21 protein-coding genes and 1 tRNA gene are annotated in these 22,361 nt (G+C 61.0%); 6 read left to right on the top strand and 16 right to left on the bottom strand.

Translation table 11 applies throughout. From position 1 onward, the window contains the following. Positions 1 to 23: 23 nt before the first annotated feature. The 6 genes from VF285_RS08835 to VF285_RS08860 form a co-directional block, all read right to left on the bottom strand. Positions 24 to 806 carry a transporter substrate-binding domain-containing protein gene (locus VF285_RS08835; protein WP_346952249.1) on the bottom strand — a complete coding sequence of 261 codons (783 nt, stop codon included), beginning with the start codon at positions 804 to 806 and terminating at the stop codon, positions 24 to 26. A 93-nt stretch (positions 807 to 899) separates the two neighbouring features. Next, complete coding sequence (locus tag VF285_RS08840; protein ID WP_346952250.1) at positions 900 to 1,550, bottom strand: amino acid ABC transporter permease; 651 nt, start codon at positions 1,548 to 1,550, stop codon at positions 900 to 902. After that, positions 1,547 to 2,254 carry an amino acid ABC transporter permease gene (locus tag VF285_RS08845; RefSeq protein ID WP_346952251.1) on the bottom strand — a complete coding sequence of 236 codons (708 nt, stop codon included), beginning with the start codon at positions 2,252 to 2,254 and terminating at the stop codon, positions 1,547 to 1,549. Before VF285_RS08845 ends, VF285_RS08840 begins: the two co-directional genes overlap by 4 nt. Positions 2,255 to 2,331: 77 nt before the next feature. Further along, positions 2,332 to 3,069, bottom strand: a complete 738-nt coding sequence (locus VF285_RS08850; RefSeq protein ID WP_346952252.1) for an amino acid ABC transporter ATP-binding protein — start codon at positions 3,067 to 3,069, stop codon at positions 2,332 to 2,334. 222 nt (positions 3,070 to 3,291) lie between these two features. Then, on the bottom strand, positions 3,292 to 5,196 hold the full coding sequence (gene htpG / locus VF285_RS08855; RefSeq protein WP_346952253.1) for a molecular chaperone HtpG: 1,905 nt from the start codon (positions 5,194 to 5,196) through the stop codon (positions 3,292 to 3,294). A gap of 31 nt (positions 5,197 to 5,227) precedes the next feature. Then, positions 5,228 to 6,409, bottom strand: coding sequence for a mechanosensitive ion channel family protein (locus VF285_RS08860; protein ID WP_346952254.1), 1,182 nt, complete (start codon positions 6,407 to 6,409; stop codon positions 5,228 to 5,230). A 135-nt stretch (positions 6,410 to 6,544) separates the two neighbouring features. On the opposite strand from VF285_RS08860, the gene VF285_RS08865 reads away from it, so the two are divergent. From VF285_RS08865 to VF285_RS08875, 3 genes are read left to right on the top strand one after another with little or no spacing between them, the layout of a single operon-like run. Then, on the top strand, positions 6,545 to 7,576 hold the full coding sequence (locus VF285_RS08865; RefSeq protein ID WP_346952255.1) for an extracellular solute-binding protein: 1,032 nt from the start codon (positions 6,545 to 6,547) through the stop codon (positions 7,574 to 7,576). Next, positions 7,576 to 9,126, top strand: coding sequence for an iron ABC transporter permease (locus VF285_RS08870; RefSeq protein WP_346952256.1), 1,551 nt, complete (start codon positions 7,576 to 7,578; stop codon positions 9,124 to 9,126). Before VF285_RS08865 ends, VF285_RS08870 begins: the two co-directional genes overlap by 1 nt. A gap of 57 nt (positions 9,127 to 9,183) precedes the next feature. After that, on the top strand, positions 9,184 to 10,224 hold the full coding sequence (locus tag VF285_RS08875; RefSeq protein WP_346952257.1) for an ABC transporter ATP-binding protein: 1,041 nt from the start codon (positions 9,184 to 9,186) through the stop codon (positions 10,222 to 10,224). Positions 10,225 to 10,252: 28 nt separating this feature from the next. Here the strand turns inward: VF285_RS08875 and VF285_RS08880 are convergent, their stop codons facing one another. Beyond that, a complete protein-coding gene (locus tag VF285_RS08880) occupies positions 10,253 to 10,882 on the bottom strand; it encodes a tRNA-(ms[2]io[6]A)-hydroxylase (protein ID WP_346952258.1) in 630 nt (209 codons plus the stop codon). A gap of 266 nt (positions 10,883 to 11,148) precedes the next feature. On the opposite strand from VF285_RS08880, the gene VF285_RS08885 reads away from it, so the two are divergent. Then, positions 11,149 to 12,333: an MFS transporter gene (locus VF285_RS08885; protein WP_346952259.1), complete on the top strand. Its 1,185-nt coding sequence runs from the start codon at positions 11,149 to 11,151 to the stop codon at positions 12,331 to 12,333. On the opposite strand, the gene ychF is transcribed toward VF285_RS08885, so the two are convergent. The 9 genes from ychF to VF285_RS08930 all read right to left on the bottom strand — a co-directional run bounded on the left by ychF (position 12,323) and on the right by VF285_RS08930 (position 20,181). Further along, positions 12,323 to 13,414 (bottom strand): redox-regulated ATPase YchF, encoded by a 1,092-nt coding sequence (gene ychF / locus VF285_RS08890; RefSeq protein ID WP_346952260.1) that lies wholly within the window; start codon positions 13,412 to 13,414, stop codon positions 12,323 to 12,325. The genes VF285_RS08885 and ychF overlap by 11 nt on opposite strands. Before the next feature lie 106 nt (positions 13,415 to 13,520). Then, on the bottom strand, positions 13,521 to 14,309 hold the full coding sequence (locus tag VF285_RS08895; protein WP_346952261.1) for a type II CAAX prenyl endopeptidase Rce1 family protein: 789 nt from the start codon (positions 14,307 to 14,309) through the stop codon (positions 13,521 to 13,523). A 5-nt stretch (positions 14,310 to 14,314) separates the two neighbouring features. Next, entirely contained in the window at positions 14,315 to 14,908 is a 594-nt protein-coding gene (gene pth, locus VF285_RS08900) for an aminoacyl-tRNA hydrolase (protein WP_346952262.1), read from the bottom strand. A 160-nt stretch (positions 14,909 to 15,068) separates the two neighbouring features. Further along, entirely contained in the window at positions 15,069 to 15,704 is a 636-nt protein-coding gene (locus VF285_RS08905; RefSeq protein WP_346952263.1) for a 50S ribosomal protein L25/general stress protein Ctc, read from the bottom strand. A 99-nt stretch (positions 15,705 to 15,803) separates the two neighbouring features. Further along, a complete protein-coding gene (locus tag VF285_RS08910; protein ID WP_346952264.1) occupies positions 15,804 to 16,754 on the bottom strand; it encodes a ribose-phosphate pyrophosphokinase in 951 nt (316 codons plus the stop codon). A 95-nt stretch (positions 16,755 to 16,849) separates the two neighbouring features. Further along, positions 16,850 to 16,926: transfer RNA gene (locus VF285_RS08915), tRNA-Gln, on the bottom strand. Between the two features lie 4 nt (positions 16,927 to 16,930). Next, entirely contained in the window at positions 16,931 to 17,827 is an 897-nt protein-coding gene (ispE, locus tag VF285_RS08920; protein WP_346952265.1) for a 4-(cytidine 5'-diphospho)-2-C-methyl-D-erythritol kinase, read from the bottom strand. Positions 17,828 to 17,830: 3 nt separating this feature from the next. After that, a complete protein-coding gene (locus VF285_RS08925) occupies positions 17,831 to 18,412 on the bottom strand; it encodes an outer membrane lipoprotein LolB (protein WP_346952266.1) in 582 nt (193 codons plus the stop codon). Beyond that, complete coding sequence (locus tag VF285_RS08930; protein ID WP_346952267.1) at positions 18,409 to 20,181, bottom strand: tetratricopeptide repeat protein; 1,773 nt, start codon at positions 20,179 to 20,181, stop codon at positions 18,409 to 18,411. The genes VF285_RS08925 and VF285_RS08930 overlap by 4 nt, the downstream gene beginning before the upstream one ends. 86 nt (positions 20,182 to 20,267) lie before the next feature. Between VF285_RS08930 and mutM the strand changes: the two genes are divergently transcribed. Together mutM and VF285_RS08940 are read left to right on the top strand one after the other, a co-directional pair. Further along, positions 20,268 to 21,095 (top strand): bifunctional DNA-formamidopyrimidine glycosylase/DNA-(apurinic or apyrimidinic site) lyase, encoded by an 828-nt coding sequence (mutM, locus tag VF285_RS08935; RefSeq protein ID WP_346952268.1) that lies wholly within the window; start codon positions 20,268 to 20,270, stop codon positions 21,093 to 21,095. 10 nt (positions 21,096 to 21,105) lie between these two features. Then, positions 21,106 to 22,329 (top strand): MFS transporter, encoded by a 1,224-nt coding sequence (locus VF285_RS08940; RefSeq protein WP_346952269.1) that lies wholly within the window; start codon positions 21,106 to 21,108, stop codon positions 22,327 to 22,329. Positions 22,330 to 22,361 lie beyond the last annotated feature (32 nt).

The following is a 22,361-nucleotide window of genomic DNA, read 5'->3' on the forward strand; positions in this document are numbered from 1 at the left end:
TACGTATCCGTCATTGCGGAGTTCTAATATTCAACGCCCGGGAAATATTTCGCGTAAATGGCCTTGAGGTTACCGTCTTTCAGATTCGCCTCTACCCAATGATCGACGCTGGCCTTGAGCTCGGGCTCATCCTTACGAATGCCAACCCCCATTGGAAAACTAGTCGCGGTGTACTTAAACACCATATCTGCTTTAGGATTGACTTTGTGGATGTCGCCCAGGATGCTCGGGGCACCTACAATATACTTCTGCTTGCCCGTCGCGGCCGCCGTGTTGGTTGTCGAATCGTCCTGATAACGAACGATCGTGACACCTGCGACACCCTTGGTGGAATTGGTGATGGTCATGTCACTGGTCGTACCGCGTGTGACCGCAATCGCCTTGTCCGTCAGGTCCTTCGGGCCACCGATCTTGACTGCCTTCGGCCCATAGACCACAACAGGAATGCGACCATAAGGTTTGGAGAAGTCTATGACCTTCTCACGTTCGGGGGTGATCGAAAACGAAGCCATGACCAAGTCAACCTTCTTCGTCAGCAAAAACTGCACTCGCGTTGGCCCCGTCACGGGGACGATATCCAGCTTCACCCCCAGGCTCTTGGCCAGAGAGCGTGCAGAATCCACGTCGAACCCCGTCGCCTTGGCATCTTTGTCCAGCATCCCGTAGGGGGGCGCTGTAATGTCGACTCCGATCTTGATGACACCGGCCTTCTGAATATCCTGAAGCTCATTGGCCTGGACGCCAAAAGCGATCGCGCACCCGGACAGAAGCAAGGCGAATTTGGAAAGCAATCTTGACTGGCTCATGGTCTGTATTCCTTTGGAAGTGAGAAGTGAACGGCTGCAATGCATGCGTCACAAGCAGCGTCCACGACCACTTGCGCGCACATCCGACGGACATCAGGAATATTTTTTTAACTTGCGCTCCATCCGATAAGAAAAGAGCGACAAGGGATAGCAGATCGCGAAGTAGACGACCGCAGCCACCGTGAATACGACGAAAGGCCTGGAGGTCGAATTATTGATGACGCTTGAGGTGTAGGTCAGTTCAAAGAAGCCGATCACAATGGCGTAAGAGGTGTTCTTGACGATCTGCACCATGAAAGTGACAGTGGGCGGTATCGCAACCCGCAGCGCTTGCGGCAGGATGACCTGAGCCAGCACATAGAGCTTGCCCATGGCGAGACATTCTGCGGCCTCCCACTGAGCCTGCGGAATGGACTGAATGCAGCCCCGCCAGATTTCCCCGAGGAACGCGCTGCAATACAGAGTCATTGCAATCGCAGCTGCGGCCAGCGCAGAGAGGTTATATCCTGCAAAGCTAATGCCGAAGTACACCAGAAACATCACCACTGGCAGCGGAATACCCTGAATGAGCTTGACGTAGATGGCGCTTAGGACCCGCGCTACCCGGCTCTTTGAAACTCCCGCCACGGCAATTGGCAGCCCCACCAAGGTGCCCCCAAAGAACCCCAGCAAAGACAGTGCAACTGTCCAGCCGGTCCCTCGGAGCATATACAGCCATTGATCATAGGAAACGCCCAATATCATGATGCAGCCCCTTGATGCGCGACAAACAGGGACGCTTCAACTTTGCGACGCCTGGGAAACGCAATGTTGTAGCAGAGCGCCATCGAGAGCCTGAGCAACCAGGACAACACCAGGTAGATGCCGGCAATCACAAGGTAGGCCTCAAAACCGCGAAACGTCTGGCTCTGAATCTGAAGGCCCACAGCAGTGAGCTCCTCGACGGAAATTTGCGACATGATGGACGTCCCCAGCATCATGAGCACAAACTGGCTCATGAGTGAAGGGAACATTTTCTCAATGGCCTGAGGCAAGATAACGGATCGCAAGATCTGCCATCGGCTGAGTCCCAAACACTCTGCCGCCTCGCGCTGCCCGTGGTAGATGGTGTCAATACCTGCACGAACAATTTCGCAGGTATAACCGGAGGTATTAATGGACAGGGCAATGATGGCGGTATAAAAGGCTGAAATTTGAATACCCAACGCCGCCAGCCCAAAAAACAGCCAGAACGTCTGGACGATGAGAGGCGTATTGCGGGTGAGGTCGACAAAACCACCCGCCAGGCGCTTGATGACCACTGAGCTGCTTCTTCTCGCCACGGCCAGAATCACCCCCAGCACAAAGCCCAGGATGAGGCACCCTACGGAAATCTGAATGGTTGTCCATGCGCCGTCCAGCAAACTGTCCCAGAACGCATTCAGGAAACTAAAATCGAATGTGTACATAACGGGTACCCACCCTCAGGCTGCATATAGAAAGGACTCTGCCGCCTAGAGGGCAGACCAGTGCGGACGCTGGGTAATCAGAGGCCATTACTGACAAAATCCCGCAATTCGGCGGTCTTGGGATTGCGCAGAACATCGGCATCCCCTTGCTCATGAATACGGCCCTGATGCATGAAGACGATACGATGAGCGACCTTCATGGCAAAGGCCATCTCGTGCGTAACCAGCACCATGGTCATGCCGTCAGCCGCGAGCTGCTCAATAACGCGCAGCACTTCGCCAGTCAGCTGGGGATCCAGCGCAGAAGTGACCTCGTCGAACAGCATGAGCTTTGGGCCCATGGCAAGGGATCTTGCAATAGCAACCCGCTGCTGCTGCCCGCCGGAGAGCTGTTCGGGATACATGTCGCGCTTATCTTGGAGCCCCACCTGCGCCAGCACGCGCGTCGCCGTTTTGCGTGCCTGTTGCGTCGGCATTTTCAATACCGAGCGCGGCGCAAGCGTGATGTTTTGCTCGACAGTCAGATGCGGAAACAGGTTATAGCTCTGGAAGACGATGCCCACCTCTGTACGCAGCTGCCTGAGCGCCTGATGCTTGATGCCCGAAGCCAATCGGTGGCCGCAAACGGTGATTTCGCCTTCGTTGATGATTTCGAGGTGATCCATGCAACGAAGCGCTGTGCTCTTGCCTGACCCGCTCTGACCAATGATGGCCACAATCTCACCCTTGTGGATAGTGAGATCTACACCCTTGAGCACATGGTTGGAGCCAAACTGTTTGTGCACGTTCTTCAAACGCACGATTTCTTCTGTCATGGAGGAACTGTGAACCCGTGGTCACGCTAGTTGTCTTACCAGTATCGAAGAAATAATAACCACACTGTCCGGTCTGACCAAGATAGAGATTTCCCTAACATTTTTTAAATGGGTAAGACCAAATATACTGGCTGTACGGACTCAAACTAAAAAGGCCTGGAAGATTCCAGGCCTTTAAAAAGCAACAGAAGGAAGCGCAGGGTTTCAGCCTCCCTGTAACACCTATGCCTTCAACAGCAACGCATTCAGGCGCTTCACAAAAGCAGCTGGGTCTTTAAGCGACGCACCCTCAGCCAGCAGTGCCTGATCCAGCAGCAACTCGGCCCAATCGCCAAAGAAGGGATCGGCCTGAGCCTCGAGCCGCTTGACCAAAGCGTGCCGCGGGTTGACCTCGAGAATCGGTTTGACCTCGGGGGCCTCTTGCCCTGCCGCCTTGAGCATGCGCATCAAATGCGGACTGAGCTCGTTTTCGTCGACCACCACGCACGCGGGCGAATCCACAAGCCGGGCCGTCACGCGTACGTCTTTCACGCGCTCGCCCAAGGCCGTCTTCAGACGTTCGATCGTGGGCTTGAATGCTTCTGCTGCCTCGGCCTGCTGCTTCTTTTCGGCTTCGTCAGCGAGCTTGTCCAGGTCCAATCCCCCTTTGGCCACGGACGCAAGAGACTTGCCATCGAAGTCGCGCAAATACGAGAGCATCCATTCGTCCACGCGATCTGACAACAGCAGCACCTCAAGGCCCTTGCGGCGGAAGACCTCGAGATGCGGGCTATGGGCTGCAGCCGCGTACGAATCGGCGCTCAGGTAATAGATTTTGTCCTGACCTTCTTTCATGCGGCCCACGTACTCGGCCAACGAGACCACCTGAGCCGGGCTATCGGTGTGCGTGGAGGCAAACCGCAGCAGCTTGGCGATCCTGTCTTTGTTGGCCGGGTCTTCACCCGTGCCTTCCTTGAGGACCTGGCCGAACTGCTCCCAGAACACGGTGTAGTCGTCCGGCCTGTTCTCGACCAGGTCTTCGAGCAGACCCAGGATGCGCTTGGCGCAACCATCGCGGATGGTGCGCACGTCGCGGCTTTCCTGCAGGATTTCACGCGAGACGTTCAGCGGCAGGTCGGCAGAATCCACCACGCCACGCACGAAGCGCAAATAGCTGGGCAGCAGCTGCTCGGCGTCATCCATGATGAAGACGCGTTTGACGTACAGCTTTACGCCCCGGCGAGCGTCACGGTCCCAGAGGTCGAACGGCGCCTTTTTGGGCAAATACAACAACTGGGTGTATTCGCTGCGCCCTTCGACCCGGTTATGCGTCCAGGCGAGCGGGTCTTCGTAATCGTGCGAGACGTGTTTGTAGAACTCTTTGTATTGCTCGTCGGTGATGTCCGACTTGGCACGAGCCCACAGCGCGTTGGCCTGATTCACCGTTTCCCATTCGTCGGTGATCACTTGCTCGGATTTTTTCTCGTCCCATTCTTCTTTCAGCATCTGGACAGGTAGCGAGATGTGGTCCGAATAGCGCCGCAAGACCTCGCGCAGCTTCCAGCCTGACAGGAACTCATCTTCATCGGCCCGCAAGGTCAGCGTCACCGAGGTACCACGATCGGCCTTCTCGAGCGGGGCGATCGAGAACTCGCCCTGGCCGTCGGATTCCCACAGCACGGCCTGGACAGCTGCTGTACCGGCGCGCCGGCTGTGCACGGACACCTTTTCGGCCACAATGAAAGAGGAATAAAACCCGACGCCGAACTGGCCAATCAGCTGAGCGTCCTTTTGTTTGTCGCCCGTCAGCTGAGAAAAGAATTCGCGGGTCCCGGAACGCGCAATGGTGCCCAGATTCGCGATGGCTTCATCCCGCGACAGACCCACGCCGTTGTCGGAAATCGTGATCGTGCGAGCCGCCTTGTCGAAGGTCACGCGAATGCGCAGATCGGTGTCACCTTCCAGCAGCTCGGGATGATCGATGGCCTCGAAACGAAGCTTGTCGCAGGCGTCTGATGCATTGGAGATCAGCTCACGCAAGAAGATTTCCTTGTTGCTGTAGAGCGAATGGATCATCAGCTGCAAGAGCTGCTTGACTTCGGCCTGGAAGCCCAGGGTTTCGGCCGTCTTGGTTTCAGTTTGACTCATGGTACTCGTCATGTTCGGGTTCTGGATGGATTCAGTGGCCTTCAATAGCGCCACCGCTGACTGCTCCAATACGTGGGGACGATGGCAGCGGATTGCAAGAGGCTGGCGCCGGCACAGTGGCGCCTTGCAACTGAGGCATTTCAACCGTGGACATGGGGCCGGCCAACTCCGCTCCGTGACGGTGGATGATCTCCACCAGCTTCAGCAGAATGTCCTGCTGCACCGCGAGGTAGTCGTTGTAGTCCGTGCCGAGCGTGAAGGCCTGCAACAGAAACTTCAGTGAAAACGTCCCGCAACTGTTGAAGTTGAAGGAAAAGGTGTCGCGCTGAATCCCCGAATGTGTCGCCAGCATTGCCTGGCCGTCTTTCACGATGTCCGCCACCGCACCGATATCGGCATAGCGGATGTGGATGTCCTCGAGAATGCGGCGACTGGTCATGCGCGTGTGGTTGATAACAGGCTGGGTGTTGAACATGGCGTTGGGCACGTAAAACGGCTTGCAGTCGAAGCCGATGAGCCGCGTGGCACGCCAGCCTATGTGCTCCACACCGCCCATGAGATCTGTCCCCGGAATGATGATGTACTCGCCCACTTTGAAAGGCCGGCTGGCAAAGATGGTGAGCCCGCCCAACAGGTTCGCCACCAGGCTTTGAGCGGCAAAGCCTACGGCAATGCCCCCCATGCCGCCAAAGGCCAGCAGGCCCGCGATGGAAAAGCCCAACGTCTGCAGCACCATGAGGATGGTTGTGATGACCACGGCGGCCTTGGTGAGCTTGCCCACGGCATCCGTCGCCGTGAGATCCAGATCACGCCCATGCGAATGCGCTCGCGCCAACAGGTTGTCCTGAATCTGGCTCACGGCCCGCAACAGGAACCACATGACGACCAGAATGATGCCCACGTCCCGCACCGGCCCTATGCCGTGGGCGAGCAGAGAGTCCTGATTTGCCCGGCCGGCGCCCTCGCGCACCAGCATCTGTCCGGCAAGCGCAACACCAAGCACCCAGATCAGCACCTGAGCCGGAAATGAAGACCCCGACAACAGGCCATGAACCCAGGAGTGTCGCACCGGATGCAGGCGTCGAATGATGCGCGCGAGCACCGCCCGAACCACGATTCCCAGAAGCAAAGACCCCAAAACCACCAGAAACACCAGGATTACCGTCTGCCAGGTCCGGTAAAAATCCTGCAACTGCAACAAGAAGGAATGCACGATGTCGACAACCGAAAAACCGTGAAACTTTCAGTGTAAGAGCGAATGCGGGGTCTCTTCAAACAGAGAACCGTAAGGATAATAATTCTTATTTGGATTAGAATTGCCTTCGTCCCTATTCAGAGAGCAATCGTCATGACTCCAACTTCCCGTCGCACGTTTCTGCGCAACGGTCTCATCCTTGGTACGGGTGCCTTGCTCGGCGCCCCGGCACTGCGTAGCGCCTATGCGGCAGAAGCCCAGACCATGGTGCTGTACAACGGCCAGCACGCCAAGACCACACAGGCCCTGGTCAACGCTTTCACCAAGGCCACCGGCATTCAAGTGGAAATCCGCAAGGGCGGCAGCACGCAGCTGGCCAACCAGATCATCGAAGAAGGATCACGCTCACCCGCTGACGTGTTCTACGCCGAAGAAAGCCCCCCAGTGGACGCGCTGGCGGAAAAAGGGCTGCTGACACGCTTGCCCGAATCGACCACGAAGCAGGTGCTGCCAGGCTATACGTCGAAGAACAATGAATGGCTGGGCGTGACGGCACGTTGCCGAGTGACGGTCTACAACACCAGCATGGTGAAAGCCTCGGAGCTGCCCGTTTCCATCATGGACATGGCCACGGCTGCATGGAAGAACCGTGTGGGCTTTGTCCCCACCAGCGGCTCCTTCCAGGAACAGATCATCGCCATCAAGCTGCTCAAGGGCCGGGACGCTGCGCTGAACTGGCTCAAGGGGCTGAAGGAATACGGCCAGATCTACAACGGCAACATGGCTGCCATGCGCGCTGTCGAGCGCGGCGAGATCGCCACCGCTCTGGTCAACAATTACTACTGGTTCATCGTGGCCAACGAAATCGGGGCCAAGAACATGAAGTCGGCGATCCACTATGCTGGCCCGAAAGATCCCGGAGGGCTCATCACGGTGTCATCCGCCGGCATCCTCAAGACCGGGAAGCATCAGGCCGCTGCCGAGAAATTCCTGGCCTATATGGTGAGTCAGGCCGGACAGGAAGCCATTGTCGACACGGTAGCAGAATACCCGCTGCGTCCTGGCGTGAAATCACCTTTCGCACTCAAGCCGTTCGACCAGCTGAACCCACCCGATGTGACACCTGCTCAATTGGGTGACGCAGCGGATGCCGTGGCCTTGCGGCGCGAGGCTGGCCTGGCGTAATGACCACGGGCCACCTCACCATGGGTCGACATTTTCTGCCGCGACCCAACTGGATGGCGGGAGCCGCACTGGTTCCTGCTGCCTTGGTGGCCCTGCCCTTGATTTACGTGGCTACCCGGGCCATTCATTCTGGCCTGGGGAGTGTCACCACCGAACTCTTTCGGCCGTACACAGCCGAGCTGCTTGCCAACACCGTGATCCTGGCACTGGGGGTCATGGTGCTGGCCGCGTTCATCGGCCTCTCCGTGGCTTGGTGCGTGGAACGCACCGACTTGCCAGGGCGCCATCTGTGGCGCGTGGCTGCAGGCCTGCCGCTGGCGGTTCCGGCCTTCGTCTCCAGCTATGCCTGGTCTTCCATTGCTGTCGTTTTCCAGAATCTGACCGGCGCGATCTTCATCCTGGCCCTGTCGACCTACCCTCTGGTGTATCTGCCCGTCGCCGCTGCGCTGCGCAGCACCGACCCGGGGGTCGAGGACGTGGCTCGGTCGCTGGGACACGGCCCCTGGCGCACCTTCCTGCATGCCTTGCTACCCCAACTGCTGCCCGCATTAGGCGGCGGATCGCTGCTGGTGCTCACCCACATGTTCGCCGAATTCGGCGCCCTGGCGCTGCTGCGCGTGCAGACCTTTACCACCGCCATCTTCGAATCCTACGAACTCCAGTTTGACAGTGCCTCGGCCGCCACCCAGGCCATCGTCCTCATGCTGCTGTGCATCCCGGCCGCCTGGGCCGAGATGCGGCTGCGAGGGCGCCGCCGCATTGCACGCACCGGACGCGGCAGCGCACGCATCGCCCAACCCATCCAGCTCGGGCGCCTGAGCTGGCTCATCCTGGCGGCCTTCCTGGCACTAGGCATCCTGTCGCTGGGCGTGCCACTGGTCACGCTGGGGTACTGGCTCGTCGACGGCCATTCGACCGGCGAGGGCTACCAGCAACTCTGGCCCGCCATCCAGGGTACCGTGACGCTCGCAGGCTCCGGTGCCATCCTCACCAGTATTCTGGCCATCCCGCTCGTGCTGCTTTCCGTGCGGCATCGGGGACGCCTTGCTCAATTCGCCGAGCGGCTGCCCTACATCGTGCATGGCTTGCCGGGCGTCGTGATTGCACTCGCGCTGGTCTACCTGAGCATCCGCATTGCGCCAGCGCTCTACCAGGGGGTCACGGTGCTGCTCATCGCCTACGCCATCCTGTTCCTGCCGCTGGCGCAATCGTCGTTGCGGGCCTCGGTGGAGCTGGTGCCGCCGCAGTTCGAAGCCATTGCCCGCAGCCTGGGGCGTCGGCCGTTCCAGGCCTTCGTGGCCGTGGTCCTGCCCAATATTGCACCCGGTATCGGCGCCGCGCTGGCCCTCATGATGCTGGAGATGGTGCGCGAATTGACCGCCACCCTGATGCTGGCGCCCACGGGCACCGTCACGCTGGCCACCGAAGTCTGGACCTACACCGCGGATGCCGAGTTTGGCGCCGCGGCGCCTTTTGCGGCGCTGCTCGTCATCGTGTCCATCATCCCCGTCTGGGTGTTCACCCGCCGCATGTTGCACCAGAGTCACTGACGACGCGCATGCTTAAATGGAGCCAGGCACGAACCCCTGGCAGCAGACGAATTTCTCATGGCTCACATCACTGTTTCAGATGTCCACAAGCGCTTTGGCAACACCCAGGTGCTGCGCGGCATCCACCTGGATTTGCCACAAGGATCGGTACTGGCCCTGCTGGGCCCATCGGGCTGCGGCAAGACCACGTTGCTACGGCTGATTGCAGGCTTCGATCCGCTGGAGCAGGGCCGCATTGCCTTCGACGAACGCACCATCGCATCCCCCAAAGTCTTCGTGCCGCCCGAGCGGCGGGGCATAGGTTACGTGCCACAAGAGGGAACGTTGTTCCCTCACCTCACGGTCGAGGGGAACATCCGCTTCGGTCTTCCACGCCACGCCAACAAGCAGACACGCATCCACGAAGTGCTGGCGCTGACGGGCCTGGAAGGCCTGGGCGAACGATTCCCGCACGAGCTGTCGGGGGGCCAGCAGCAACGGGTCGCCCTGGCGCGCGCCCTGGCTCCCGATCCGGGTCTGGTGCTGCTCGACGAGCCCTTCAACGCCCTGGATCTCGACCTGCGCCGCAGCATGTGCGAGGACGTGACGAGCATGTTGCGTCGCATGGGGACGACGGCCGTGCTCGTCACACACGACCCGGGCGAGGCCTTTGCAGTGTCGGACCAGCTGGCCGCCATGCAGGCAGGTCTCATCATGCAATGTGCCGACCCGGAATCCGTCTATTGGCAGCCCGCCAATCCCGACGTGGCGCGCCTGACGGGCTCGGCCATCTTCGTCCCCGGAGAAGTGCTCGGGACAACAGCCATGTGCGCACTGGGCACTCTGCCGCTGCACCCCAGCACGACCATTGATGCAGGGCCTGCCCTCGTCATGGTCCGACCCGAACAAGTGCAATGGGCGGCAACAGGAGCCGGGGTTCCAGCTCACGTGGACCGCCGATCCTTTCGAGGCGACCACACCCTGGTGCAGCTGACCCTGGGCGAGCTGTGCCTGGACCTGCGCATGGCATCGCTGTCTGCGCCTCCTCCGGATGCGGACATCCGGCTGCAGATTCAGGGCGAATGCATGGCGTACGCCAACGAAGTCAACCGGCGCTGACCGCGCCAGGCATCCAGGCGCTGCCTCGTCAGTCCGCCACACCGACGACAGGGCAGCCGCTATGGAATCGGAATACGGTATCGGGTGATTCAATGAGAGTGCGCTCGATCTCACGAACGCGGGCAATCGAACGGTCGACCTCGTCGCTTTTGCCAAACACCCGCGCAAATCGCAGATATCCCTGGAAGTGGCGCCCTTCGGACTGCAGCAAGCCTGCATAAAACGTGGCCAGGTCGTCTTCCAGATGCGGCACCAGTGCCGCAAACCGCTCGCAGGAACGCGCTTCGATGAAAGCTCCAATCACCAACAGATCCACCAGCTTTGCAGGCTCGTGCGTGCGCACCGCCACGCGCAAACCGGCTGCATAACGACTGGGCGGCAATGGCCGCAGTGCAATGCCGCGTGCGCGAATGAGCCGCAGCACCTGCTCATGATGCACCAGCTCTTCGCGGGCCAGCTTGGACAGAGCCATGCACAGTTCATCCCGGTCACCGTAGCGGGCGATCAGGCTCATTGCCGTGGCCGCCGCCTTGAGTTCACAGTTGCGATGATCGAGCAGCAGCACGTCCTGCTGCTGCAAGGCGGCGCGCACCCATGCATCGGGCGTGCGGCAAGGCAGGAACGCGAGGAGCTCTGCGGGAATGTCGGCAGCAGTCATTGCACATCCAAAGGCACATCCCGGTGTCCGTTGACCGAACAGGACACTTGGCGGCGTCATGAAAATTACATTTGAGGAATCGAATCTGGCAGACACGACGACGTGGCCCGCCTCGCGCTCATTGTAGGAAATGCGGCAGTTCCTGTCGGCGCGGCCTCTGGCAAAGCGATGGACTCCAACGTTGTAAGCTACGGTTCCGGCTCAATGAATGAAGAAGAATCGTCATCACGTCACCCGACAACCCAACCCGCGCCAAGGAGGCCTCTTTGCCCCTCCTGATCTGGCTGCTCTCGGCCTGTTGCTGCGCCAGCCTGGCCTCGATGCGCGCCTGCGACACGCTGTTGCCGGCACTCACGCAAGAATTTTCCGTCACCATCGGGCAAGCCGCGCGCACCATCTTCGTCTTTTCGGTCGCCTACGGCATCTGCCAGCTGTGCTTCGGACCTCTGGGCGACCGTTACGGCAAGCTCAAGGTGATCGCTTGCTGCGCCCTGGCCTGCGTGATCGGCAACGCCATGGCGGGATTGGCGCCGACGCTGGACTGGCTGGTCACGGCCCGCATCGTGTCCGGAGGATGTGCCGCCGGCATCTTCCCGCTGGCGATGGCCTGGATTGGCGACAACGTCTCGTACCAGGAACGTCAGGTGGCCCTGGCACGCCTCATCAGCGGCGGCGTCACTGGCATGCTGGCCGGGCAATGGATCAGCGGCCTGGTGGCCCAATGGATAGGCTGGCGCATGGTGTTTGCGCTGATGGCCATCGTCTTTTTGATTGTGGGGGCACTGCTTCTGCGAGCCGCCCTGCACCACGGGTCGGAGCCGCCCACCGCAGCCAAAGGGATGCAGGCCATGCTGGACGTGCTGCGCTTGCCCCGTGCCCGGTGGATACTGAGCCTGGTCACCATCGAGGGCGCCTTCGCCTATGGTGCCCTGGCCTTCATGCCCAACCTGCTGCAGACGCATCACGCGGCCTCGCTGTCCACGGCAGGCGGGATCGCCGCCTTCTATGCCGTGGGTGGGTTCGTGTATTCCCGCAGCGCGGCCCGGCTGCTGCAGCGCATCGGCGAATCCGGGCTGGTCTGCCTGGGCGGTGCCACGCTGTGCCTGGGGTTGCTGTTCTTCGCCTACGTGCCATCCATGATCTGGACGCCGCTGGGCTGCGCCCTGGCAGGATTTGGCTTCTATGCGGTGCACAACACCTTGCAAACCAACGCGACCCAGATGGCGCCCCAAGCACGGGGCGTGGCCATGTCCATCTTTGCCTGCTTCCTGTTCCTGGGCCAGTCCGTCGGCATCATGGCCGCCGCCTGGGTGGCCGATCACCTGACCGATACGCTGATCTTCGCCGTCGACGGCGTGGGGCTGCTCATGCTGGCTCTGGTCGTGAGATGGTATCTGCAGCGGCCCGTTCCAGGGACAAAGCCCGTGCCAGAAGCCGGGCCTAGACGTTGAACAAGAAGTTCATCACGTCGCCGTCCTGGACGATGTAGTCCTTGCCCTCGGCGCGCATCTTGCCGGCTTCTTTGGCGCCATGCTCGCCGCTGCACGCGACAAAATCGGCAAACCCTATGGTCTGAGCACGGATGAAGCCTTTTTCGAAATCGGTGTGAATCACGCCGGCAGCCTGAGGGGCGGTGGCACCCACGCGAACCGTCCAGGCGCGAACCTCTTTGGGGCCGGCGGTGAAGTAGGTTTGCAAGCCCAGCAGCTCGTACCCGGCACGAATCACGCGATCCAGGCCAGGCTCTTTCATGCCCATGTCTTCCAGGAAGACCGTCTTGTCGTCATCGTCCAGATCAGCGATCTCGGCCTCGATGGCTGCGCAGACGGCCACGACAGGCGCATGCTCTGCAGCGGCATAATCCTGCACGGCCTTCAGGTGCGGGTTGTCGATGAAGCCATCTTCCTTCACATTGGCGACGTACAGAACGCGTTTGGCGGTAATGAAGCAATACCCCTTGATCGCTGCCAGATCGTCCTCGTCCAACCCAAGGCTGCGCACGGATTTCCCGGCGTCGAGCGCTGCGACGATGCGTTCCATGAGCGCGGCAAGGCGGATGCCTTCTTTGTCGCCGGACCCTGCCAGCTTGCGGTTCTTCTGCAGTACCTTGTCGGCCGTCGCCAGGTCGGCCAGCGCCAGTTCGGTATTGATGACCTCGATATCCGAGACAGGGTCGACCCGCCCGGAGACGTGAATGACGTTTTCGTCCTCGAAGCAGCGCACCACGTGCACGATGGCATCGGTCTCGCGAATGTTGGCCAGGAATTGATTGCCCAAGCCCTCACCCTTGGAAGCGCCTGCCACCAGGCCAGCGATGTCCACGAATTCGACGACCGCAGGCACGATGCGCTCGGGCTTGGCGATCGCGGCCAGTTGTGTCAGACGGGCGTCTGGCACCTCAACCACGCCCACGTTGGGTTCTATGGTGCAAAACGGGTAGTTCTCGGCCGCGATGCCCGCTTTGGTCAAGGCGTTGAACAGTGTGGATTTGCCGACGTTGGGCAGGCCAACGATGCCGCATTGCAGTGCCATGGGGTTCCTGAGTAAAAAATGGGAAGTAAATCAAGGCGCTATTGTACCCGTGCGCGCGAACCATCCCACCCTTGCACCACGTCAAGCACCACCGCAGTCTGGCGGCTCACCCCACCGCCAGCTCGGGCGCAAAATGCAGCAACAGGCCCAGTACGAGCAAGGGTCCCGCATTAAAGACGGCATGCAGGCACATGGAAGCGCCGATTCCCCGGCGCACGCGCATCCAGCCCAATACCAGCCCGGTCACCCATTGTGGCAGAACCAGCAGCGGCAGCAGGAAGAGCTCCATGTCGTTCAGACGAAAATTGAACAGGTGCACAGCCGCAAAGGCGAGCGCAACGACATGGAAAAACCACGGATATGCTCTGCAGACCCAGCGCCGTCCCGCCCAGGATAGCGTCCAGGCCCGCTGCCAGCGATGACCGCGGCCATACCACAGAGGCGCCATCGCCAGCAGGAACGCAAGCACGGCGATCATGCCGGACGTCACCCCCGGGCCCTGCGCCAGGACGATCGCCATGAGCGGCACGAACCACCACAGCACGGCGGGCCGGCGCAACACATACCGAAACGTCAGTTCCTCGATCACGGGTGCCCAGATGAGTGCGGTAAGCCAGGGAAGATGCTGTACGTTCAATCGGTGCACAGCGCCTGCGGCCTGCGCTGCCGACAACGCCAGAGGAGCAAAGACCATCAGGTTCACCAGCCACAGCACCACGGCCCAGCTGACGATACGCCACCAGGGCGCATTCAACGCAAAATCGACATGCAGCCCGGCGCCTGCCGACCGCACCTTCAGTCGTGGCCCAGGCCGGGGATGCAGCAGGTAGTGCAGGCAATCGAGGACTTCTTCGCCTAAGGTGGGAATCCCCCCCGCGCGTGCGATTCTTCCCATGGTGGTCAGTGCGGATTACCCTGGTGCAGTTGTTCGGTGGCACGATCAAATTCGCCGGCCAGAAGCTGGGGCAGAATCACCCGACAGCGGTTGATGACGTCATCAATACCCGGCATGTCTTGCTTGCGCGGCGGATGCAGCACAAAATCGATCACCGACTGGTTCAATCCCAGGCTGCGGGGATGCCCGGTGCCAATGCGCAACCGCCAGAACTTGGACGTACCCAGCGCTGCCTGAATATCTCTCAGGCCATTGTGGCCCGCGTGGCCGCCGCCAAACTTGAGCTTCACAGAGCCGGGAAGCAGATCAAGCTCATCGTGCAGGACCAGGACTTCATCGGGCGAGAACTTATAGAACCGGGCAAGCGCTCCGACCGCCTGCCCAGACTTGTTCATGAAGGTGATGGGCTTGGCCAGAACTATGTTCTGGCCCTGGTGGCGAGCTCGTGCGGCCCACGCAAAAAACGGCTTTTCCAAGGTGAACGACGCATGCAGGTCATCGGCAAAATGATCGGCCAGCCAGAAGCCCGCATTATGACGCGTAGCCTCGTACTCCGGGCCCGGGTTGCCCAGTCCCACGATGAGACGGATGGGTGTCATGCACCAATGTCCTGTTCAATGTCCAAGCGCGCCGCCATGCGGAGCACGCAGATAGTACAACGACCACGGAGACTTGCAAGGCGCCGCAGGCCCACGCTCCATGACAAAGCCCCCGTCGGCTCGTGCCGCACGGGGGCTTTGAGAATGAACGGCGAACCGCTTATTCGGCAGCGGGCGCTTCCGGAGCAGCGGGAGCAGCCGGAGTTTCAGCGGCAGGCGTGTCTTCTTCGACCACTTTGACCTCGGCGGCTTGCGCCATGATGGGGTTGACGTCCGCACCGTGAGGCATGTATTTCACGCCGATCGGCAACGTGATGTCGGACAGGTGCAGGCGGGCACCACCCACCATGTTGCTCAGGTCGACTTCGATGAACTGCGGCAGGTTGGCCGGCAAGCAGCTGATGTCCAGCTCGGACGGACCGTGCGTGATGACCTGACCTGCCAGCTTCACGGCAGGACTCTGCTCTGCATTCAGGTAGTGCACCGGGACGCGCGTATTCAGGGCCTGATTGGCATCGACGCGCTGGAAGTCAACGTGCAGGACCAATTGGCGATACGGGTGCCATTGCACGTCGCGCACCAGGACCTGTTCACTCTTGCCGTCGAGGACCATGTCCAGAATTGAAGCGTGGAATTCTTCTTTGTTCAGGGCGTGGTAGATCTCGTTGTGGTCGAGTTCGATGTTGGCCGGGGCAGACTTGCCACCGTAGACGATGGCGGGCACGCGGCCGGCGAGGCGCAGGCGGCGGCTCGCACTCGAACCCTGCGCGCTACGTGAAGAAGCGGTGAATTTCATGGGAAACTCCAAAATGTTCGGGGCTCGCAAGAGCACCCTGGACGAAAGGCAGTCAAACTGCCTGAAAATCCCCGGCCGCGACCAGCCAGGGACGAAAAATCAATCAGCAAACAACGAGCTGACGGATTCTGCCGTGGAAATCCGCAAGATGGTCTCGCCCAGCAAGGCCGCACAGGACAGCTGGCGAATCTTGCCGCATTCACGAGCGGCCTCGGACAACGGAATCGTGTTGGTCACCACGACTTCGTTCAGATCGGACTCGACGATGCGTTTGATGGCCTCGCCAGAAAGCACCGGATGGGTGCAATACGCGTACACGGCACCCGCACCGCGCTCTTTCAGCGCCTTCGCAGCCTTGCACAGCGTACCGGCCGTATCCACCATGTCATCCATGATGATGCAGGTGCGACCATTCACGTCGCCGATGATGTTCATGACCTCGGACACATTGGCACGCGGACGGCGCTTGTCGATGATGGCCAGGTCGGACTCGAGCTGCTTGGCCAGAGCGCGTGCCCGCACCACACCGCCGATGTCGGGCGACACGACCACCAGGTTCTGGAAGTTGCGGCTCCAGATGTCACCCAGCAGGATCGGGCCCGCATAGATGTTGTCGACCGGAATATCGAAAAAGCCCTGGATCTGGTCGGCGTGCAGGTCCATGGTCAGGACGCGATCTACACCGACGACCTGCAGCATGTTGGCCACGACACGCGCCGAGATCGCCACCCGGGCTGAACGCGGGCGCCGATCCTGGCGCGCATAGCCGAAGTACGGAATGGCCGCCGTGATGTTGCGCGCAGAAGCCCGTCGCAAGGCGTCGACCATCACCATGATTTCCATCAGGTTGTCATTGGTGGGCGCGCAGGTGGGCTGCAGCACGAAGACGTCTTTGCCACGAACGTTTTCATTGATTTCGACCATGACCTCGCCGTCGGAAAAACGGCCTACGGTCATCTTGCCCAGCGACATGTCCAGGTGATTCACCACATCGACCGCCAAGCGAGGGTTGGCCGTACCGGTGAAAATCATGAATCTGTCTTGTGCCATGGTGTCAAACCAATGTGTCAAATGACAAGGCTGCTGAACTGCACCCGTCAGGGGCCGACTCAACAGCCTGAAATGTTGCCTGTTAGGCGTAGAGGTGGCTGGGGAAGAAGGATTCGAACCTTCGCATGCCGGAATCAAAATCCGGTGCCTTAACCAGCTTGGCGATTCCCCAAATGTCAAACCACGACCCAGCCCCGCAAGGGATGCTCGGAAAGCCCCTGGCAGACCCAGGAACCACCCAGCGCCCCACCAGGCAGGCTGTGTATTTTACTGATTAATCCGGTGCTACGCACTTGCGCCTGAGCCAGATCATCGAACTCTGCAAATAGGCAGGAACCCGATCCGCTCATGCGGGCCTCTAGCCCCGCATCGTGCAAGACACTGGCCACACGAGCCACTTGCGGATACCGGGCAAAAACCACAGCTTCCAGATCATTGCGACCAAAAAGGTCAGAATGCCCTGTCTGCCAATCAGTAAAGACAGCGATTTTTACCGATTCAGAATTTCTTGTCAAATCAGGCGACCGGAATACCTCGGCGGTGGAGATGTGCACGTCCGGCCGCAAAATCCAGTATGCGCGATCCGGAAGTGCAACGGCGGTCAGATCCTCTCCCACTCCCTGCGCAAAAGCCGACTGGCCAAACACGAATACCGGCACGTCGGCACCTAGCGGCAAGGCAAGCCGCAAGAGCTCGTCGCGCCGCAGCTTCGTGTCCCAAAGGCGATTGAGCGCAATCAACGCTGAGGCGGCATCGCTGGAGCCCCCGCCCAGGCCGCCGCCCGCAGGAATATGTTTCTCGTACTGAATACGGACCCCGTGGCGGGTCCCCGTGGCGTGCTGCAAACTGAGCGCAGCACGTACCACCAGGTCGTCTTCGGGCGCCAGCCCGGCCAGGCCTGCGTTTTCCCGAACCACGCGACCATCGTCAGTGCGCTCGAACTGCAGCACGTCGCAGAGATCGACGAAGCGGAAAACCGTCTGCAGTACATGGTAGCCATCCGGCCGGCGACCGGTCACATGCAGGAACAGGTTCAGTTTGGCCGGCGCCGGCACGTCATAGAGTGCCCGCACGAATCAGCCTTTATCCACCACGAACTGAAGCCGCCACTGACCTTGATCGTCCTGGCGCAGCAGCCGTACGCGACGCGGGCCTTCCCCGTCATAATCGGACAGCTGCACCTGCCATCCATCCTGTTCGAGCGCGAGCAAATGTCCCTCTGCATCGCGCTGCTCGCCCGATACGGGCCGACCTGGCACGGCCCGGCCTCGAATCCAGGACCGCAAGCCGGACACCGGCATGGCGTGCCCCCAGATGAGTGCCAGCAAAGCATCCGGATCAGTCGCCATCTCGTGACTGCCATCGGCACGCTCGAGCACCGAGCGGCCGGGCTCCACCAGAATGCGGGCCAGCACGCTGCCCAGCGGCGTGCTCAGATCGAGGCGCAGAGTGCGCCCGTCATCACGCCATGAAAAGCCGCCTTGCGCGGCATAAGGAGCCTGCATGACGGGCTGAAGGTTCACGGCGAACCGCCCCACGCGCTCGAACGCAGCGCCCTGCCCCCCGATGCGGCCAGGCGTGGCGCAGGCCGCAAGCAGCACCGTCAGCGCCAAGACACCGCCCCAGCGCAACCCGCGAGCAAGCGCGGCGCTGATCATGGCAGGCGCACTCCCAGGCGCTTGAGCGTAGAGATCAGGGCCTCGTTCTTGGGATCGTCCTTCAGGCCTCGAGCCCAGACATCACGGGCCTCGGTGTGGCGCTTGAGCATCCACAGCGCTTCGCCCAGGTGCGCAGCCACGTCAGCGGCCTGCAACTGATCGTACGAACGCCGCAAGTACTCCAGCGCGCCCTGATAATCCTTGATGCGGAACAGGTACCAGCCCACGCTGTCGAGCACATAGGGGTTGTTGGGTTCCAGGTCCAGGGCGTGCTCGAGCAGATCGCGCGCTTCCTGCAAGCGACGATTCTGCTCCACCAAGGTATAGCCCAACGAGTTGTAGGCATTGGCGTTGTCCGGGTCCAGCTCGATCACGCGCCGCATGAGCTGTTCGAATTCTGCGGTCTTCCCTTGCTGATGCAACAGCATCCCAAGGTCGTATTTGATCTCGGGCGTGTCCGGCATGGCGAGATCGGCAGCTTTCAGGATGTCGACGGCCTGGTCGGTGCGCCCTGCGTCGCGATAGATCGAGGCCAAGGTCAGCTGAATCACGATACGTTCGTGCCGATCGGTAGGCTTGATCGCATCCAGCGTCGCCCGGGCCTGCGTGAGGTTGCCCATCTTGCCGTACAGCACGGCTTCGTGCGTACGTGCCTGAAACTGCAGGGACGGCTCATCGATCATCTGCAACTGGCGGATGGCCTCCTGGTCATCATGCTGGCGCTCTGCAATCTGCACCAGAAGCAGGCGAGCATCCGAAGTGTCGGCCTGCGCGTCCGTGGATTCGTCGGCAATCGACTTCCGCCGAGATTTCTGGACTGTAAGGTATTCCGCCAGCAAGGCTTTGGCCGCGTCGTAGCGCCCCGCCCGGGTGTTGACCTCGGCCTCGGTATAGAGCAGGTCGAAGTCTTCAGGCGTACGCTGGCGCATCTGATCCAGCACCGCCAAGGCCTGATCATATGAACCCCGGCTGGTCAGCCGGCTGACCAGCAGCAACTGCAAGGCACGCTGATTCGGATGCTTGTTCAAATAGGCATACGTATCGCGAATGGCGCGAGCCGGGTCTACCTTCAGGCCGTACTCGAGCACACGCTGTGCAGCGTCCTGAGAATCGGGGTCCAGCGCCTGCGCCTTGCGTGCCTCGTCCACCGCGCGGCCAGACTCGCCCGCCGCCCAGGCTGCATCCGCCAGCGCCAGATGCGCCAGTGGAGAATTCGGGACGCCCGCCAGCGCCTTCTCGAGCACTTCCAGCCCCAGACGCTTGTCCGTCATCTTGCCTACGATGTCAGCAGACTGGACAATGGCTTGATCCTGATCGTCGGCCGATTGAATGCGCCGCGCCAAGGTGCGCGCCAACCCTTCGGTCTGCCCACTGGACGCCGACAGGGCCAGTGACGCCGCCACCGCTTCGGGATCGTTGGGTGCGAGCAGCACCCACTCACGTGCCGAGCGCAGGGCCAGATTCAAGTTGCGAGCCGTCATGGCCATCCGAAATGCGCGCTGCGCCAGACGTGGGTCCAGGGTATCGTGCGCCAGCGACAACAATTCTTGCGAAGCGTCGTCGTACTGCCCCTTTTGAGCCGAAAACTCGGCCGCCAGGATACGAAACAGGAGGTCAGGCGACAGATTGACGGCCGGAGGCTCGCCACTACGCAAATGAATGGTTTCGACCGGATCGACCGGTGCCGCTGCTGGCGGCGCAGCCCATGCCGTCTCGTGTGCGACAACCAGTGCCAACACCACGGGAAACACAGAAGCGGGGAATCTCATTTGCGGTAACCATGAGCCGGTACGCGAGTCAAGATCGCGTCTGGTGGCAAAATTGCGTCATCGAAAGTGGATGTTATCACCCCGACATGCCCGAACTGCCAGAAGTTGAAACAACTCGTCGTGGAATCGCCACGGTCATGCCAGGGCGTACCCTGCGCCGCGTGCTCATCCACGAAGCCCGGCTGCGCTGGCCCATCCCGCTTGATCTGCCGCAGCAGATCCAGGGTGAGAAGGTTATTGCCTGTGACAGACGAGGCAAATACTTGCTGATCCGGTTCGTCCCGGGGACTCTTATCCTTCACCTGGGAATGTCCGGATCGCTGCGCCGGGTGCCGATGGACGAGGCACTGCGCAAGCACGATCACGTCGAATTTCTCTTCGACGACGCACGCTTTCTGTTACACGACCCTCGCCGTTTTGGTGCTGTTCTGTGGCATCCAGCCAACGCAGGCCCGGTGGGAGACCACCCGCTGCTCGCCCACCTGGGTGCAGAGCCCTTTGGTCCGGATTTCACGCCCGAAACCCTGCACCAGGGACTGAAACAGCACCGTCAGGCCATCAAGCAGGTGCTGCTGGGTGGGCACGTCGTCGTTGGCGTGGGGAACATCTACGCCTCGGAATCGCTCTTCCAGGCCGGCATCGACCCGAGGACGCGGGCGGACCGCCTCTCCAGGCCGCGCTGCGAGCGCCTGTACAATGCAGTTCGGCTCACGCTCACCCAAGCGCTGGAGTCTGGCGGCAGCACCTTGCGCGACTACGTCAACGCCCAAGGAACCCCAGGCGCCTATTTCACGCTGCATGCCGCCGTCTACGATCATGCAGGAGATCCCTGCCCGCGCTGCGCGACGCCCATCCGGCGCATCGTCCAGGGACAACGCGCCACCTACTTCTGTCCTCACTGCCAGAAACGCTAGTGCCCTGCCCATGAGACCGTCAGCCAAGCCCGAATCCGCCTCATCCGACTCGCCCATCCGCATCTCGCTGTTTTTGGTTCTGGTGGGAATCTGTGCTGCGCTGCACATCTGGAAAGTGCCCCCCGCGCTCCCTCAACTCCAGGCAGACTTTCATCTGAGCCTGGTGGCCTCAGGGTTCCTGCTGTCCATCGTGCAGATGGGCGGGATGGCCCTGGGCCTGCCCATTGGGCTGGTCGCGGAACGCATGGGACTGCGGCGCTGCATTCTGTACGGGCTGGGTATCCTGTCCCTCGCCTCGGCGTTGTCCGCGCTCTTTGACTCGGGATTCTCCGTGCTTGCGGGCCGCGCAATCGAAGGGGTGGGCTTTCTGATGGTGGTCATGCCCATCCCGGCACTTATCCGCCGGCTGGTGCCCCCCGAAAATCTCAGTCGCGTCATGGGACTGTGGGGATGCTACATGCCGCTGGGTACCGTTCTGATTCTGCTGACGGGCTCCTGGATTCTGAATTTCGGCGACTGGCAGGTGCTCTGGTTGCTGCTTGCGGCACTGACCGCCGTCTGCCTCTTCGTCGTGCTGCGCCTGGTACCCTCCGACCGCGTCACGAATCCCCATCAGTTGCACCCTCCCATGCTGACGTTGGCAACCACGACCCTGAAATCACTGAACGTCTGGTTGGTGGCACTGACCTTTGGCATGTACTCGAGCCAGTGGATTGCCATCATCGGATTCCTGCCCACGATCTACGCCACCGAGGGAGTCGCCGGCACCACGGCCGGATTGCTCACGGCCATCGTGGCGGGGTCCAACGCAATCGGCAACTTGGCCGCAGGTCGCCTGTTGCACCGCGGCGTGCCTGCGTGGCAATTGCTGGTGATCGGCCTGGCCACCATGGTCGTGTGCGCCTACGCTGCATTCGGGGCGCCTCTGCCGGCCGCCGGGCAATTCACCGCGGTACTGCTGTTTTCGCTCGTGGGCGGTCTGGTGCCCGCGACCCTGTTCGTACTGGCGCTGACCCTGGCCCCAACGGCACAAACGGCCTCCACCACCGTGGGCTGGATGCAGCAATGCTCGTCGATGGGCCAGTTCGTGGGGCCGCCCCTGGTAGCCTGGGTGGTGAACCTGGCCGGTGGCAACTGGCAATGGACCTGGGTGGCGACCGGCGTCTTTTCGTTGGCAGGGATACTGCTTGCCCTGATGATCCGGCAGCGCACCCGCCCGCAACCAGCAGCCTGACGCTGCCCTGCGCCGACACCCGCGCGGTGCGA

Origin of the sequence: Castellaniella sp. (assembly GCF_036379515.1) — a bacterium.
Taxonomy (GTDB): domain Bacteria; phylum Pseudomonadota; class Gammaproteobacteria; order Burkholderiales; family Burkholderiaceae_B; genus Castellaniella.